The sequence below is a fragment of the Nonomuraea sp. NPDC049714 genome (assembly GCF_044465295.1).
In the GTDB taxonomy this organism is placed as follows: domain Bacteria; phylum Actinomycetota; class Actinomycetes; order Streptosporangiales; family Streptosporangiaceae; genus Nonomuraea.
In genome coordinates this window covers 362,991-376,909 of the sequence record NZ_JBITLM010000011.1, presented here as the reverse complement: position 1 = coordinate 376,909, position 13,919 = coordinate 362,991, and the positions used below count along the sequence as shown (strand labels likewise).

The window sequence follows — 13,919 nt, the reverse complement described above, 5'->3', positions numbered from 1 at the left end:
CCTCAACGGCACCGACCACCGCAGCCACGATGAGCAGAACGCGGCGATCGGTGCCTACGTGCGCTGGCGCAACGCTCGCGCACAACCCAAGACAAGCTTCGCGGCCAGTTCACCTATCCGCAGCTGGACCAGTTACCCGGCCAAGGTTGCGTGACGGGCCACTAGGACGCGCCTTCTCCACCAGGAGAACGGGACCGCGGGGTGGGTCAGCTCGCCGCCGCGCGGGCGGTGGCGGAGGTGGTGATGGTGCGCAGGATCTCCTGCAGCCTGGCGATCGTGGGCCCGTCGATCCCCATCGCCTCACCGATGATCTCCGGGATGTGGCGGGTCCGCTCCCGCATCTCCCGGCCCTCGTCGGTGAGGGCCACGGTGACGGAGCGTTCGTCGTCGGGGCGGCGGCGCCGGATCAGCAGGCCGCGCGTCTCCAGCCGTTTGAGCAGCGGGGAGACGGTGTTGTAGTCGAGCTGCAGCTCCTGCAGGACCTCGCGGACCGTGCACTCCTCGTGCCGCCACAGGACGACCATCACCAGATATTGCGGATAGGTCAGGCCGAGCGGGTCGAGCAGGGTCCGGTAGACGGACGTGACGCTGCGCGAAGCGGCGTACAGGTCGAAGCAGAGCATCGCCGCCAGCGGCCCGGTGTCGTCCTCGGTATCAGGTCTCATGACGTGAGCCTAGCCGAGATCGGGCCCGCCCGACTAAATCGCAGGCGATTCAAACGACCACGCCCATTGTGAGCGAGAGCACATCGCATACGACTACCTCGTACACGATTCAATCGGCTAGGGTTCATCGTGTTCGAAGCGCAGGACAACCCGAGGAGCCCAGTCATGGCCCGCTTCCGCCGCCCCATCACCGCCCTGCTCGCAGGCGCGGTCTCCCTTCTCGCCGTCGCAGCCGCCGCGCCCGCCGCGTCGGCTGCGACAGCCGCGAACACCACGACCGCCGCGTCCGCCGCGACGCCGAGCACGGCCAAGCCCACCGTGGTGCTCGTGCACGGCGCGTTCGCCGACGCCTCCAGCTGGAACGGTGTGGCCGAACGCCTGCAGCGCCGCGGCCACACCGTCATCGCCACGGCCAACCCGCTCCGCGGCCTGGCCAGTGATGCCGCCTACACCGCCGACCTGCTCAAGAGCATCAAGGGCCCGGTCGTCCTGGCCGGACACTCCTACGGCGGCGCGGTCATCACCAACGCCGCCCGCGGCAACGACAACGTCAAGGCCCTGGTGTACGTCGCGGCCTTCCTCCCCGAAAGCGGCGAGAGCGCCGCCGACCTGGCCGGCAAGTATCCCGGCAGCACGCTCGGCGAGACCCTGCAGGAGGTCCCGCTGGCCGGCGGCGGAACCGACCTCTACGTCCAGCAGAGCAAGTTCCGCAAGCAGTTCGCCCATGACGTGCCCGCCCGCGCCGCCCGCCTGATGGCCGCCACCCAGCGTCCCATCACCGCCGCCGCGCTCAACGAGGCCTCCGCGGCCCCGGCCTGGAAGGACATTCCCTCCTGGGCGCTGATCCCGACCGGGGACAAGAACATCCCCGCCGCCGCCCAGCGCTTCATGGCCAAGCGCGCCGACGCCCGCGCCGTCGTCGAGGTCAAGGACGCCTCCCACGCCGTCCTGGTCTCCAGGAGCGACGCCGTGGCCGACCTGATCGAGCGCGCGGCCGCTCAGCGCTGACCCGCCCACCTCTTCCCGAAAGGCTCGTACGACCATGGCTCACATCACCGTAGGCACCGAGAACACCACGCCGATCCGGCTCTACTACGAGGACCACGGCTCCGGCCGGCCGATCGTGCTCATCCACGGCTATCCGCTCGACGGCCACTCCTGGGAGAAGCAGGTCACGGCACTCCTCGACGCCGGACACCGGGTGATCACCTACGACCGGCGCGGATTCGGCCGGTCGAGCGGGCCGACGAAGGGCTACGACTACGACACCTTCGCCGCCGACCTCGACATCCTGCTCCGCACCCTCGATCTGCGCGACGTCGTGCTCGCCGGGTTCTCCATGGGCAGCGGCGAGGTCGCCCGATACGTCGGCACGTACGGCACCGAGAGGGTCGGCAAGGTCGTCTTCCTGGGCGCGCTGCAGCCCTTCCTGCTCAAGACCGGCGACAATCCGACCGGCGTGGACCAGTCGGTCTTCGACGGCATCCTGTCCGCCGTCACCGCCGACCGCTACGCCTACTTCGACGCGTTCTACGCCGACTTCTACAACACCGACGAGACGCTCGGGAGCCGGATCAGCGAGGCGGCCCTGCGGCAGAGCTGGAACGTCGCCGCCGGCGCGTCGGCGTACGCCTCGGTCGCGGCGGTGCCGACCTGGACCACCGACTTCCGCGCGGACGTGGCCGCGCTGGCCCGGTCCGGTGTGCCCGCCCTGATCGTGCACGGGACGGCCGACCGCATCCTGCCCATCGACGCCACCGCCCGCCCCTTCCACGCCATGCTCCCCGCCGCCACCTATGTGGAGATCGACGGCGCGCCCCACGGCCTGCTGTGGACGCACGCCACCGAGGTGAACGAGGCACTGCTGACCTTCCTGCGGAACTGAGCGAAACACCGGTACGGATCCGGCAAGGCGCCCGATCGCGCCTTGCCGGCTGCGTGGCTGATGAGCGCGTTCTTCGCCGAGGTGCCGTCGTCGCTGGTGCCGCGATCAGGCGCCCGCCAGGCTCAGGGGACGCGGTGACCGGCTAGCTCGAAGATCTCAGCGGCGGGTCCGGGTGCGGCTTTCCTTCCTGCCTGCCGCGCGACGCCAGGCGGCGTCGCGCAGCAGGCGCAGTCCGTTGAGGCCGACGATGATGGTGGAACCCTCGTGCCCGGCCACGCCCAGCGGCAGCGGCAGATCGCCGAACAGGTCCCAGGCCACCAGTACGGCGATGAAGGCGGCGGCGATGGCGAGGTTGGCCATCACCAGCCGGCGAGCCCGCCGCGCCAGCGCGATGACGGCCGGGACGGTGGCCGGTTCGTCGCGGGTGATGACCGCGTCGGCGGTGTCCAGTGCCAGGTCGGACCCGGTGCGGCCCATCGCGATGCCCACGTGGGCGGATGCCAGCGCGGGGGCGTCGTTGACGCCGTCGCCGACCAGCGCCACCCGCCCGCCGGCCGCCTGCAGCTCACGCACCGCGTCGACCTTGTCCTCCGGGAGGAGGTCCGCGCGGACCTCACCGATTCCGGCCTCGGCGGCCAGCTTGGCCGCGGCCCTCGGGTTGTCGCCGGTCAGCAGCACCGGCGCGGAGCCGGTCAGCTCCGTCAGGTGCGCCACGGCCCCGGCGGTGCCGGGCCGCATCCGATCGGCCAGGGCCAGCACCCCGGCCGGGACACCGTCCACCCGCACGACCACCACCGTGTGCCCACCCCCCTGCAACTCATCGACCAGCCGGCCGACACCTCCGTCCGAACCGTGCGGGCCGCCACCTCCGTCCTCCCTGCCGGGGAGCAGGCGTGCTGGACGGGTGTCCTCGCTGCCGGTGAGGAGGTGTGCCGGACTGGCGATCTCGATGTGGTGGCCCTCGACGTGGGCCCGCACGCCGCGTCCGGGTTCGGAGGCGAACTCGTGGGCCTGGGTCACGGGCAGCCCCGCCGCGTGGGCGGCCGCCACCACGGCGCGGCCCAGCGGGTGCTCCGAATCCTGCTCAGCGGAGGCGGCCAGCGCGAGCAGCCGGTCGGGGGTGAGACCGGCGTCGGGGAGGACATGCACGCCGGTCAGGTGTGGGCGGCCCTCGGTCAGGGTGCCGGTCTTGTCGAAGGCGACCGCCGTGACGGTGCCCAGCTGCTCCATCACCACCGCCGACTTGACCAGCACGCCGTGCCGCCCGGCGGTGGCGATGGCGGCCAGCAGCGGCGGCATGGTGGCCAGCACCACCGCGCAGGGCGAAGCGACGATCATGAAGGTCATCGCGCGCAGCAGACTGTCCTGCACCGGCGTGCCCCACAGGAGCGGCAGCGCGAACAATGCCACCGTGGCGGCGACCATGACGATCGAATAGCGCTGCTCGATCTTCTCGACGAACAACTGGGTGCGCGCCTTGGTGGCGCTGGCCTGCTCCACCATGGCCACGATCCGGGCGACCACCGTCTCGCTCGCCGGTCGCGTCACCCGCACCCGAAGCGCGCCGGTGCCGTTCACCGTCCCGGCGAAGACCTCATCCCCAGGCTGCTTGTCGACCGGCAGGCTCTCGCCGGTGATGCCGGCCTGGTCCACGGCGCTGGCGCCGGACAGCACCTGGCCGTCGGCGCCGATCCGTTCCCCGGGCCGGACCAGGATCGTCTCACCCACGTGGAGGGCGGCCGCCTCGACGACCTCCTCCCGCCCGCCGGGGCTCAGCCTGCTCGCCTGCTCGGGGGCCAGATCCAGCAGCCCGCGTACCGAGTCCTCGGTGCGCTTGGTGGCCAGCGCCTCCAGCGCGCCGGAGGTGGCGAAGATGATGATGAGCAGCGCGCCGTCGAAGACCTGACCGATGGAGGCCGCGCCGATCGCGGCGGCGACCATCAGCAGATCGACGTCCAGCGTCCGCTCGCGCAACGCCCGCACGCCCGCGAGTCCCGGCTCCCAGCCGCCGGCGGCGTAACAGGCCAGATACAGGCCCCACCACAGCCAGGCGGGCGCGCCGGCCAGCTGATTGATGCCACCGGCGGCGAACAGCACGGTCGCGATGGCCGCCCAGCGCACCTCGGGCAGCGACCACATCCCCGCCCGCCACGACGACAGGGCTCGCGAGGGTGGCGGCGCGGCGAGATCACTGCCGATGGGGGTGCTCAGCTTCGTTGTCACAGTATCAGCGTATATACGCATGTGCGCAGATAGGAAGGAGTAGGCTTGGGGCATGCACACGTCGTTGCCGGACCTCGACATGCCGAACGAGGAGCAGGTGCACCTGGCGGCCGAGTCGTTCCGGCTGCTGTCCGACCCCACCCGCATCAAGATCTTGTGGGCGCTGCTGCAGGGTGAGTCCAACGTGGCCTGCCTGGCCGAGCTCGCCGACGCCGCGCCCACCGCCGTCAGCCAGCACCTGGCGAAGCTGCGCCTGGCGGGTCTGGTCAAGGGCCGCCGTGAGGGCACCTTCGTCTACTACAGCGCCGCCGACGAGCACGTACGCCGCCTGCTGTCGGAAGGGCTGTTCCACGCCGATCACTTCGACCGCGACCAGCCATCGCGCACGGCCGAGGAGACGGCCGCCTCCTGACGGCACGCCGGGCGGGGCCGGTGGTGAGGTCAGGCGGGGTGAGGTCAGGCGGGCGGGGCCGGTGATGAGACTCAGGCGGGTGGGGGCGTGGCGGGAGTGCCCGTACCGATGAGTGAGGTGGCGTCGAGCTCGCCCATGCGGCGTTCGCCGAGGAGGTGCGCGAAGGTCGTGCGCACCTGTTCGACGGTGGGGTCGGGCAGGCCGGTCAGCATGCCGCGAAAGCCGCTGCCGAGCGCGATCCGCCAGGCGAGCGTGGCGTCCAGGGGGACGCGCAGAGGCGACCGGGTGACGGTGACCCGGGTCAGCCCCCGCGCGGTCAGCCATCCGGCCAGCTCCTCCTCGGTGTCGATCCGGGACGCCGCCTGCTTGCCGCCGGGCGGACCTACGGGGGTCTGCCGTACGCGCGAGACCGCCTCGGCGAGCAGCCGGCCGAAGCCCTCCATCGCGCCTTCGGCCCACGTGGTGATGGCCAGGCGTCCTCCCGGGCGGAGCAACCTGGTCAGACGGGAGACCGCCGCGTCCATGTCCGGCAGGAAGAACACGCCGTGAACGCACTGCACCACGTCGTAGAGGCTGCCCTGGCCGGGCTCCCAGGCGGTGGCATCGGCCTGGACGAAGCGCGTGTTGCGCAGCCCTTCGCCCGCCGCGCGGCGCCGGCCGTGGGCGAGTAGCTCGCCGGCGAGGTCGACGGCGTCCACGTGCCCCTGCGGCCCGGTCGCCTTCGCGGCCGGGATGGCCGAGGAGCCCACGCCGCAGCACAGGTCCAGCACGCGTTCGCCGGGCCGGATCCGGGCGGCCGTGACCGCCGCCTCTCCGATGCGGTCCCACAGCCACGGGGAGACCTCGGCGTACTCGGCGGCGGCGCTGTCGAAGACCGTGCCGATGCCGGCGGATGTCATGAGGATGCCTCCATTGAGCCCAGCCTTGTAATGAAAACCATTGTCGTTATCATGGCACAGTCTCATCACCGGAACTCGAAACGGGAAGGACCTGATGTCCGCGCACTGCCAGCTCACCGGCGTCAAGCCGATCTTCGGCAACAACGTCTCCCACTCCCACCGCCGCACCCGCCGACGGTGGAACCTCAACATCCAGAGCCGCCGCTACTGGCTCCCCGGCGAGGGCCGCTTCGTGCGGCTCACCCTCAGCGCCCGGGCGATCAAGACCGTCGACAAGATCGGCATCGAGCAGGCCATCGCCCGGATCCGGGCACGAGGGGAGAAGGTCTGATGGCGAAGAAAAGCAAGATCACCGCCAACGAGCGCCGCAAGGCCGTGGTGCTGCGCTACGCCGCACGGCGGGCCGAGCTGAAGGAGCTCATCCGCACCGGCACCCCGCAGCAGCGCGAGCAGGCCGTACGCGAGCTGAGCCGCCAGCCGCGCGACGCCGGCCCCACCCGCGTCCGCAACCGCGACGCCGTCGACGGACGGCCGCGCGGGCACCTGACCAAGTTCGGGCTCTCCCGGGTGCGCTTCCGCGAGATGGCCCATCGCGGCGAGCTGCCCGGCATCACGAAAGCGAGCTGGTGACCGTGGCCGTCCCCAAGCGCGAGACCTCCCGCAGCAACACCCGCCACCGCCGCAGCCAGTGGAAGGCCACCGCGCTCACGCCCTGATGAGGCCCCCGGCCCGCACTCGGGGAGGCCGCGCGCAGGGTTCACGAGCTCTCGCTCAGGTCGAGCAGCGGGCCGAACGGGTCGTCGAGGCCGGCCCACTCAGCGGCGCCGGGCAGGGCGTCGTGGCGGCCGATCAGACACGAGTCGAGCAGGGAGACGATGCGGTCCCGGTCGAGGTCGGGCCCGGTGAGGACGAGATGCTGGACCCGGTCGCCGATGATCGGGTTCCAGTCCAGGGCGGCGGCGGCGCGCCGGGCCGGCGCGATGAGGTCCCAGGCCGCCTCGGGCAGCGCGGCCAGCCACGGCCCGGCGTCCTCGACGGAGATCGCGCCGGCCACGGCGTCCCAGGCCAGCATGCGCTGGTGCCGGTTGGCCAGCCAGAACCGGCCACGCGAGCGGACCGTGGTGGTGACCAGCTCGTCCATGGCGTCGAACAGCCGTCCCGGGTGAAGCGGGCGCAGGCGGCGCCAGACGACCGTGGTGATCTCACCCGTCCGGGCGTCCGCCGGGAGCTGGGCGGTGGCCGGGGCGACGCGTTCGGCCAGTTCGCCCACGAGGAGCGTGGCATCGGTGATCTCGGGTCCGGGGCGGATCGGCGTATGCGGCGCCAGGTGGCCCAGCACGGCGGCCGACAGCTCGGTGTCCTCGGCGTCGCCGCCGTGCAGGGACAGGCTGGTGGCGTACTCGATCTGCCGGGCCAGCACCTCGGCCAGGTAGCGCCGGTCGCGGCCCGCCGCGTGGCCGGTCTCGCTGAGCCGGTCGCCCCGGCAGATGTCCACGGGCAGGTGCTCGGCGTCCAGCGCGGTGTGGACGCACGCCAGCCGGAGCCGCTCGGAGACCTCCTGCCCGGCCAGCGCCTCGGCCACCGGGCGCGGCTCGACCGAGTCCCACAGGTCCACGATCAGCAGGGAGGCGGTGGCGGCGCGGCGCAGCAGCTCGGGCAGGAGATCCTCGCGGACGGCGCAGGTCACGCAGCCGTGCGGCAGGCGTACCCGGGCCAGGTCCAGCACGCCCGAGACGTCGCGGGCCACGCGCTCGACCCGGCCCGCGCCGATGGAGCGCAGGTCGTGGTGGATCGCGACGGCTCCCGGATGGCGCCGCAGCAGCCGATCGACCGCGGCGGTCCGGGCGTTGCCGTGCAGGCCCGCGATCAGGGCGACGGGGATGGGCACGTGGGGCCTCCTCTGATATGAAATGAAAATCATTGTCGTCATCCTCGCATAAAGGAGGGTGCTATCGTCTACGAAAATGATTCTCGTTATCGGAGTCGTCCTTGAGATCGTTCCCCGCGGCAGCCCCTCCGGCGGCTGAACCGCACCCCGCCGGCCCCGGCACCGAAGGCCCTCGATCCACGGCATGGCCGCTGCCCCTGATCGTCGTCCTGCTCGTCTGCGTCCTCGGGGCGTCGGTGCTGCTGGCGATCGGCCTGGGCGCCGCGGCCGTGCCTCCCGGGGAGACGCTGCGCTACCTGTGGGCGGCTCTGACCGGCGGGTCCATCAAGGCCGACGAGGTGACCGCGTACCAGATCATCTGGCAGGTCCGCACGCCGCGGGTGATCCTCGCGGTGCTGGTCGGCGCGGGGCTCAGCGCGGTCGGCGTGGCGATCCAGGCCATGGTGCGCAACGCGCTGGCCGACCCGTTCGTGCTGGGGGTGTCCTCGGGCGCGTCGGCGGGGGCGGTGGCGGTCAGCGTCTCGGGGGCGCTCACCGTGCTGGGGATCTACGCCGTGTCGGCCGGCGCCTTCCTGGGGGCGCTGCTGGTCTCCGCGCTGGTCTACCTGGCCTCGCGGGGCGCCGGTGGCCTGATGCCGCTGCGGCTGGTGCTGACCGGGGTGGCGATGGCGTTCGGCTTCCAGGCCGTGATGAGCGTGATCGTCTACTTCGTGCCCGACGGTGAGGCCACCAGCACGGTGCTGTTCTGGTCGATGGGCGGGTTCGGGGCGGCGACCTGGGGATCGCTGCCCGTCGTGACGGCCGCCGTCGTCGTCTCCGCCGTGGTGCTGCGCCGGCTCGGCCGCAGCCTGGACGTGCTGGCGCTGGGGGATGAGACCTCGCTCAGCCTGGGTGTCGACACCGCGCGGCTGCGCCGGGGGCTGTTCGTGCTGACCTCGCTGGCCACGGGGGCGATGGTCGCGGTCAGCGGCGCGATCGGCTTCGTCGGCCTGGTGATGCCGCACCTGGTGCGGCTGTGGGTCGGCGCGGCGCATGTACGTGTGCTCACGATCGCGCCGCTGGTCGGGGCCATCTTCATGGTGTGGGCCGATCTGGTGGCCAGGACCCTGGTGGCGCCCAGGGAGCTGCCCATCGGCGCGATCACCGCGCTGGTGGGCGTCCCGGTGTTCGTCACGCTGCTGCGCCGCCGCGGCTACCTGTTCGGAGGACGCTGACCATGCGCCTGCTGCTGGACGAGATCTCGGTCTCCATCGACGGCGCCGCCCTCGTACACGATCTGAGCTTGGCGGTCGACACGCGGCAGATCGTGGGACTGATCGGCCCCAACGGGTCGGGCAAGACGACCGCCCTGCGGTGCGTCTACCGGGCGTTACGGCCGACGGGCGGCGCGGTCCGGATCGACGGCGCGGACCTGGCCCGGATGCCGTTGCGCGACAGCGCCCGGCTGATCGCCGCGCTCACCCAGGAGGGAAGCGCCGACCTGGACTTCACCGTCGAAGAGATCGTCGCTCTCGGCCGTGCTCCGCACCTGCGCGGCAACCAGGCGCTCAACGCCCGCGAGCGCGAGCTGTGCCGTCGGGCCATGGCCCGCATGGAGGTTTTGCACCTGGCCGGGCGTGGCGTGCTGTCGCTGTCGGGCGGCGAGCGCCAGCGGGTCCTGGTGGCCCGCGCCCTGGTGCAGGAGCCGCAGGTGCTGATCCTCGACGAGCCGACCAACCACCTCGACCTGCACCACCAGATCCGGCTGCTGGCGATGCTCAGGGAGAGCGGGCTCAGCGTGCTGGTCACGCTGCACGATCTCAACCTCGCCGCGTCCGCCTGCGACCGGCTGGCCGTGCTGTCCCAGGGACGCCTCGTCGCCTCCGGGACGCCGCGGGAGGTCCTCACCGAGACACTCCTGCGCGACGTCTTCGGCGTCGAGGCGACGGTCGTCCCGCATCCGCTGACCGGAGTCCCCCAGGTGCTCTACGACCTGAGCTCGGCCGAACCCATGGAAGGAACCCCCGCGTGATCACTCTGTTTCGTCCCCGCCCGCTGGCCGCCTCGATCCTGGCGGGAACGCTGCTGCTCGCCGGGTGCGGCGCCCAGGTGGAGGGCGGGTCCGCCGCCGCGAAGGTGACGGTCAAGAGGTGCGGGCAGGAGGTCGCGTACACCCTCCCGCAGCGGGCCGTGGTGTACGAGGGCGGCAGCGCGGACAAGATGTTCGCGCTCGGGCTCACCCGGCACGTCCACGGCTATGTCATGCCGCCGGCCAACCCGCCGGTCGAGGAGTCTCCCTGGGCGGCCGAGTACGCCAAGGTCAGGTTCCTCAGCGACGACCTGCTCAACCGCGAGCTGGTCGTCGACGCCAAGGCCGACTTCGTGGTCGCCGGCTGGCGCTCGGGCTTCAGCGACCAGCGCGGCATCACCCCGGCCATTCTCGACGGCCTGAACATCCAGAGCTTCATGCACACCGAATCCTGCTTCAACTACCCGGGCCACCCGGAGCGCGTGACGCCCTTCGAGGGCCTCTACACCGATCTCGAACGCCTCGGCAAGATCTTCGGCGTCGAGGACCGGGCCCGCTCGCTGGTCGCCGACTACCGCGAACGCGTCGAGGCCGTGCGCGCCCAGGCTCCCCAGGGCGAGCCGGTGCCGGTGTTCCTGTACGACTCGGGCACCGACAAGCCGTTCACGGCCGGCAGCCAGGTGCCGCCGAACGACATCATCCGCTTCGCCGGCGGCAGGAACGTCTTCGCCGGCCTGGACGCCCGCTGGAGCGAGGTCACCTGGGAGGCCGTCGTCGAGGCCGAGCCCGAGGTCATCATCATCCTCGACTACGGGGACAAGCCCGCCCAGGAGAAGATCAAGTTCCTGAAGGAGTTCCCTACCACCAGCAAGCTGCCCGCCGTCGTCAACGACCGCTTCCACATCCTGGACTACAACGAGGGCATCAGCGGGCCGCGCAACATCGACGGCCTGGAAGGGTTCGCCACGTACCTGCGCGAGCTCAAGAAGTGACCGGCAGGGCCACGACCGCTGCCGGCGGCCGATCGGTCCTGCGGGACTCCGCCTTCCTGCGGTTGTGGTCGGGCACCACCGCCTCCGGCCTGGCGACCTGGGCGCTGCCGTTCATCCTCGGCCTGGCGGTTCTCGACCGGACGCTCACCGCCACCGGGCTGGGGTTCGCGCTGGCCGCCAGAACGGCGGGCTTCCTGGTCGCGGTACCGGTCGGCGGGGTGCTGGCCGACCGCTACTCGCGCCGGGCGGTGGTGCTGTGGTCCGGCCTGGCCGCCGCGCTCGCCACCCCGTTCATCGCGCTCGGTCTCGGCGGATCCGTCCTGGTCATGAGCCTGGCGGCCGCGGTCGTCGGCGCCGGCCAGGGCGCGTGCCGGCCCGCCTTCCAGGCGCTGACCGCCGAAGTGGTCGACGCGGACCAGCGCCAGCGCGCCAACGCCGCCATCACCCTGGCCGTGCGCGTCACCACCCTGGTCGCGCCGGCTGCCACCGCGCTGCTGGCGGTCGTGCTCGACACCTGGGCGCTGCTGGCCGGTACGGGCCTGCTGTGGCTGATCGCCGCGCTCCTTCCGCCGCGTGGGGTACGCCAGGCCGTGCCGGTGGGAGGCAGGGTCCGGTTCGTGGCGGAGTTCGGCGAGGGCGTGCGGGAGGCGCGGCGGCATCCGTGGTTCCTCGCCGGCCTGGCCGCGCTGGCCGCCGTGATCTTCACCGGCTACTCGGTCACCGGGGTGGCGTTGCCGCTGGTCAGCCGGGATCGCTACGGGACCGAGGCGGTGCTGGCGGCGGCGCTCACCGCGTACACCGTCGGCGCGCTGGCCGGCGCCGCGCTCATGGCGCGCTGGCGGCCGCGCGCGCCGGGGCGGGTCGCGCTGGCCGGTCTCGCCCTGTACGGGCTGGCTCCGCTCAGCCTGCTGCTGCCGGTGCACCCGGCCGTGGTGTTCGCCGCGTACGCGCTGGCCGGGCTGGGCATCGAGCTGTTCAACGTGCCGTGGTTCACCGCCACGCAGCGCGAGGTGGAGCCGCGCCTGCTCGCCCGGGTGTCGTCGCTGGACTTCCTCGTCTCCTATGGCCTGGCCCCCGCCGGTCTGGCCTTTCTCGCGCCCGCGCTCGACGCTTTCGGCTGGGAGCCGGTGCTGGCGGCCTGCGCGCTGGTGTGCTTCCTGGCCCCCGCCGCTGCGGCTCTGGTGCCCACCAGTCGCGGCTTCTCCCGGTGAGCCGGCCTACTCGTAGGGGAATTCGGGCTGGGCGACGGGCCGTACGCTGGCGGCGGTGATCTGCGGGATCTGGTCTGGCTTGATCTTGATCGGGGTGCCGGTCACCTCGATCCAGGAGTCCGCCGCCGGCTGCGGCACGCCCAGCACCGCCACCTTGATCGCGAACGCGTCCGCCGCGCAGCAGTTCATGTGCATCCGCGTGACATACCACCGGTTCGTCTTCTTCGACGGGGTGACGAAGCCGACCAGCCGCAGCGTCTTGCCCGCGAGGGACTTGCCGCCCTTCTCCCAGGACCGGTACGTGTACTCGCCGAGAGGCAGATCGATCGGCTTCGCGCCCTTGGCGGCCTTGACCGGATCGAGGGCTTCGATGACGTCCGGAGGCCGGATCGGGGGAGGGGCTTCCGTACGGCTCGCCGCGAAGGAGCCGAGGGCGGGCGGGGAGATCATGAGCACGACGAACGCCGGGAGACAGAGCAGCCAGGCCACGCGAGGTCCCTTGTGGTGATGGCCGTGCTCGGTGCTCAGCCCCCGTAGATCCTGAACGAGCCCGATCGCGCCGATCAGCACGATGATCGCGCCGGCCGCGATGAGGAACGGGCGGAAGCCTTCCTTGACGTAGTTCACGTACTCCGTCGAGAAGGCGGAGATGCCCAGCATCAGCCCGCCGAGCAGCATGAGCACGAGGTTCTGCGACATCCGGTTCACAGCAGGATCCCTCCTACGACGGCGCTGACCGCCACGGCGAGCACGAAGGTGAGCGGGACGAACCGGATCGCGAACGCCCTGCCGAACGTGCCGGCCTGCAGGGCGATCAGCTTGAGGTCCACCATGGGCCCGACGACCATGAACGCGAGCTTCGCCGTCGGGGAGAAGGCGGTCAGCGACGCGGCCACGAACGCGTCCGCCTCCGAGCAGATCGACAGCAGCACCGCCAGCAGCGCCAGGACCAGGATCGCCAGCCAGGGCACGTCCGCCACCGTGGTCAGCCACTCGCGCGGGACCACGACGTTGAGCGTCGCGGCGGCCACCCCGCCGACGATGAGGAAGCCGCCCGCGTGCAGGAGGTCGTGCCGCATGGCGCCGACGAACGAGTCGTGATGAGGCTTACGGATCGTCAACAGGTCCGCCCTGCCGAAGCGTAGCCACAGCCACCCCACCGTGACGGCCACCAGCAGCGAGGCGCCGAACCTGGCCACCACCATCAGCGGCTGGCCGGGAAAGGCCACCGCGGTCGCGACCAGCACGATGGGGTTGATCGCCGGGGAGGAGAGCAGGAACGCCAGCGCCGCCGCCGGTGCCACGCCGCGCGACATCAGCCCGGACGCGACGGGCACGGACGCGCACTCGCAACCCGGCAGCACGGCTCCCGCGAGCCCGGCGACGGGCACCGCGACCGCCGGCTTCTTCGGCAGTGCCCTGGTCCAGAAGGACGCGGGCACGAAGGCCGAGATCGCCGCCGAGATGGCGACGCCGAACACCAGGAAGGGCAGCGCCTGGACGCAGATCGCCACGAAGATCGTGGCCCACGTTTGCACGGCGGGGGAGGCGGACTGGGGACCGATCAGGAAACGGCCGGCCAGCAGAAGCAGGACGACGGCCAGGAGCAGCCAGGGCATGGCGATGCGCGGCCGCTCCGTGCGATCCGCCGGGGCGGGTGGCGCCTCAAGGGAGGGCGGAGCAGACATTGGCACATCCTGGCAGGTTCAGACCCGACAAATCAGCTGTTTCGCGGG

General features: G+C 71.9%; 15 protein-coding genes and 1 pseudogene. 10 read left to right on the top strand and 6 right to left on the bottom strand.

Annotated features, from left to right (window positions below):
- Positions 1–206 precede the first annotated feature (206 nt).
- A complete protein-coding gene (locus tag ACIBQX_RS36830) occupies positions 207–665 on the bottom strand; it encodes a MarR family winged helix-turn-helix transcriptional regulator (RefSeq protein ID WP_397012878.1) in 459 nt (152 codons plus the stop codon).
- 165 nt (positions 666–830) lie between these two features.
- Here ACIBQX_RS36830 and ACIBQX_RS36825 point away from each other — a divergent pair, with 165 nt between their 5' ends.
- Positions 831–1,673: an alpha/beta fold hydrolase gene (locus ACIBQX_RS36825; RefSeq protein ID WP_397012876.1), complete on the top strand. Its 843-nt coding sequence runs from the start codon at positions 831–833 to the stop codon at positions 1,671–1,673.
- A gap of 34 nt (positions 1,674–1,707) precedes the next feature.
- Positions 1,708–2,550, top strand: a complete 843-nt coding sequence (locus ACIBQX_RS36820) for an alpha/beta fold hydrolase (protein ID WP_397012874.1) — start codon at positions 1,708–1,710, stop codon at positions 2,548–2,550.
- 156 nt (positions 2,551–2,706) lie between these two features.
- Here ACIBQX_RS36820 and ACIBQX_RS36815 read toward each other — a convergent pair whose 3' ends face one another.
- Positions 2,707–4,773, bottom strand: coding sequence for a heavy metal translocating P-type ATPase (locus ACIBQX_RS36815; protein WP_397012872.1), 2,067 nt, complete (start codon positions 4,771–4,773; stop codon positions 2,707–2,709).
- Positions 4,774–4,825: 52 nt separating this feature from the next.
- Between ACIBQX_RS36815 and ACIBQX_RS36810 the strand changes: the two genes are divergently transcribed.
- Positions 4,826–5,185: an ArsR/SmtB family transcription factor gene (locus tag ACIBQX_RS36810; RefSeq protein WP_397012870.1), complete on the top strand. Its 360-nt coding sequence runs from the start codon at positions 4,826–4,828 to the stop codon at positions 5,183–5,185.
- 71 nt (positions 5,186–5,256) lie between these two features.
- Here ACIBQX_RS36810 and ACIBQX_RS36805 read toward each other — a convergent pair whose 3' ends face one another.
- Positions 5,257–6,084 carry a class I SAM-dependent methyltransferase gene (locus ACIBQX_RS36805; RefSeq protein WP_397012868.1) on the bottom strand — a complete coding sequence of 276 codons (828 nt, stop codon included), beginning with the start codon at positions 6,082–6,084 and terminating at the stop codon, positions 5,257–5,259.
- A 94-nt stretch (positions 6,085–6,178) separates the two neighbouring features.
- Between ACIBQX_RS36805 and rpmB the strand changes: the two genes are divergently transcribed.
- The 3 genes and pseudogenes from rpmB to rpmF all read left to right on the top strand — a co-directional run.
- Positions 6,179–6,415, top strand: coding sequence for a 50S ribosomal protein L28 (rpmB, locus tag ACIBQX_RS36800; protein ID WP_397012866.1), 237 nt, complete (start codon positions 6,179–6,181; stop codon positions 6,413–6,415).
- Positions 6,415–6,714, top strand: coding sequence for a 30S ribosomal protein S14 (gene rpsN, locus ACIBQX_RS36795; protein WP_397012864.1), 300 nt, complete (start codon positions 6,415–6,417; stop codon positions 6,712–6,714). The genes rpmB and rpsN overlap by 1 nt, the downstream gene beginning before the upstream one ends.
- A gap of 2 nt (positions 6,715–6,716) precedes the next feature.
- Positions 6,717–6,794, top strand: a pseudogene (rpmF, locus tag ACIBQX_RS36790) (50S ribosomal protein L32); the annotation flags it as partial.
- A 47-nt stretch (positions 6,795–6,841) separates the two neighbouring features.
- Here the strand turns inward: rpmF and ACIBQX_RS36785 are convergent.
- Positions 6,842–7,972, bottom strand: coding sequence for a CobW family GTP-binding protein (locus ACIBQX_RS36785; protein ID WP_397012862.1), 1,131 nt, complete (start codon positions 7,970–7,972; stop codon positions 6,842–6,844).
- A gap of 101 nt (positions 7,973–8,073) precedes the next feature.
- Here ACIBQX_RS36785 and ACIBQX_RS36780 point away from each other — a divergent pair, with 101 nt between their 5' ends.
- From ACIBQX_RS36780 to ACIBQX_RS36765, 4 genes are read left to right on the top strand one after another with little or no spacing between them, the layout of a single operon-like run.
- Entirely contained in the window at positions 8,074–9,186 is a 1,113-nt protein-coding gene (locus tag ACIBQX_RS36780; protein WP_397012860.1) for a FecCD family ABC transporter permease, read from the top strand.
- A 2-nt stretch (positions 9,187–9,188) separates the two neighbouring features.
- Positions 9,189–9,983: an ABC transporter ATP-binding protein gene (locus ACIBQX_RS36775; protein WP_397012858.1), complete on the top strand. Its 795-nt coding sequence runs from the start codon at positions 9,189–9,191 to the stop codon at positions 9,981–9,983.
- Positions 9,980–10,972, top strand: a complete 993-nt coding sequence (locus ACIBQX_RS36770; protein ID WP_397012856.1) for an ABC transporter substrate-binding protein — start codon at positions 9,980–9,982, stop codon at positions 10,970–10,972. Before ACIBQX_RS36775 ends, ACIBQX_RS36770 begins: the two co-directional genes overlap by 4 nt.
- Positions 10,969–12,183: an MFS transporter gene (locus tag ACIBQX_RS36765; RefSeq protein ID WP_397012854.1), complete on the top strand. Its 1,215-nt coding sequence runs from the start codon at positions 10,969–10,971 to the stop codon at positions 12,181–12,183. Before ACIBQX_RS36770 ends, ACIBQX_RS36765 begins: the two co-directional genes overlap by 4 nt.
- Before the next feature lie 6 nt (positions 12,184–12,189).
- On the opposite strand, the gene ACIBQX_RS36760 is transcribed toward ACIBQX_RS36765, so the two are convergent.
- A complete protein-coding gene (locus ACIBQX_RS36760) occupies positions 12,190–12,882 on the bottom strand; it encodes a TIGR03943 family putative permease subunit (RefSeq protein ID WP_397012852.1) in 693 nt (230 codons plus the stop codon).
- Positions 12,883–12,887: 5 nt separating this feature from the next.
- The gene (locus tag ACIBQX_RS36755; RefSeq protein WP_397012850.1) at positions 12,888–13,871 is read right to left on the bottom strand and encodes a permease; all 984 of its coding nucleotides are present in this window, start codon (positions 13,869–13,871) and stop codon (positions 12,888–12,890) included.
- Positions 13,872–13,919: the final 48 nt, after the last annotated feature.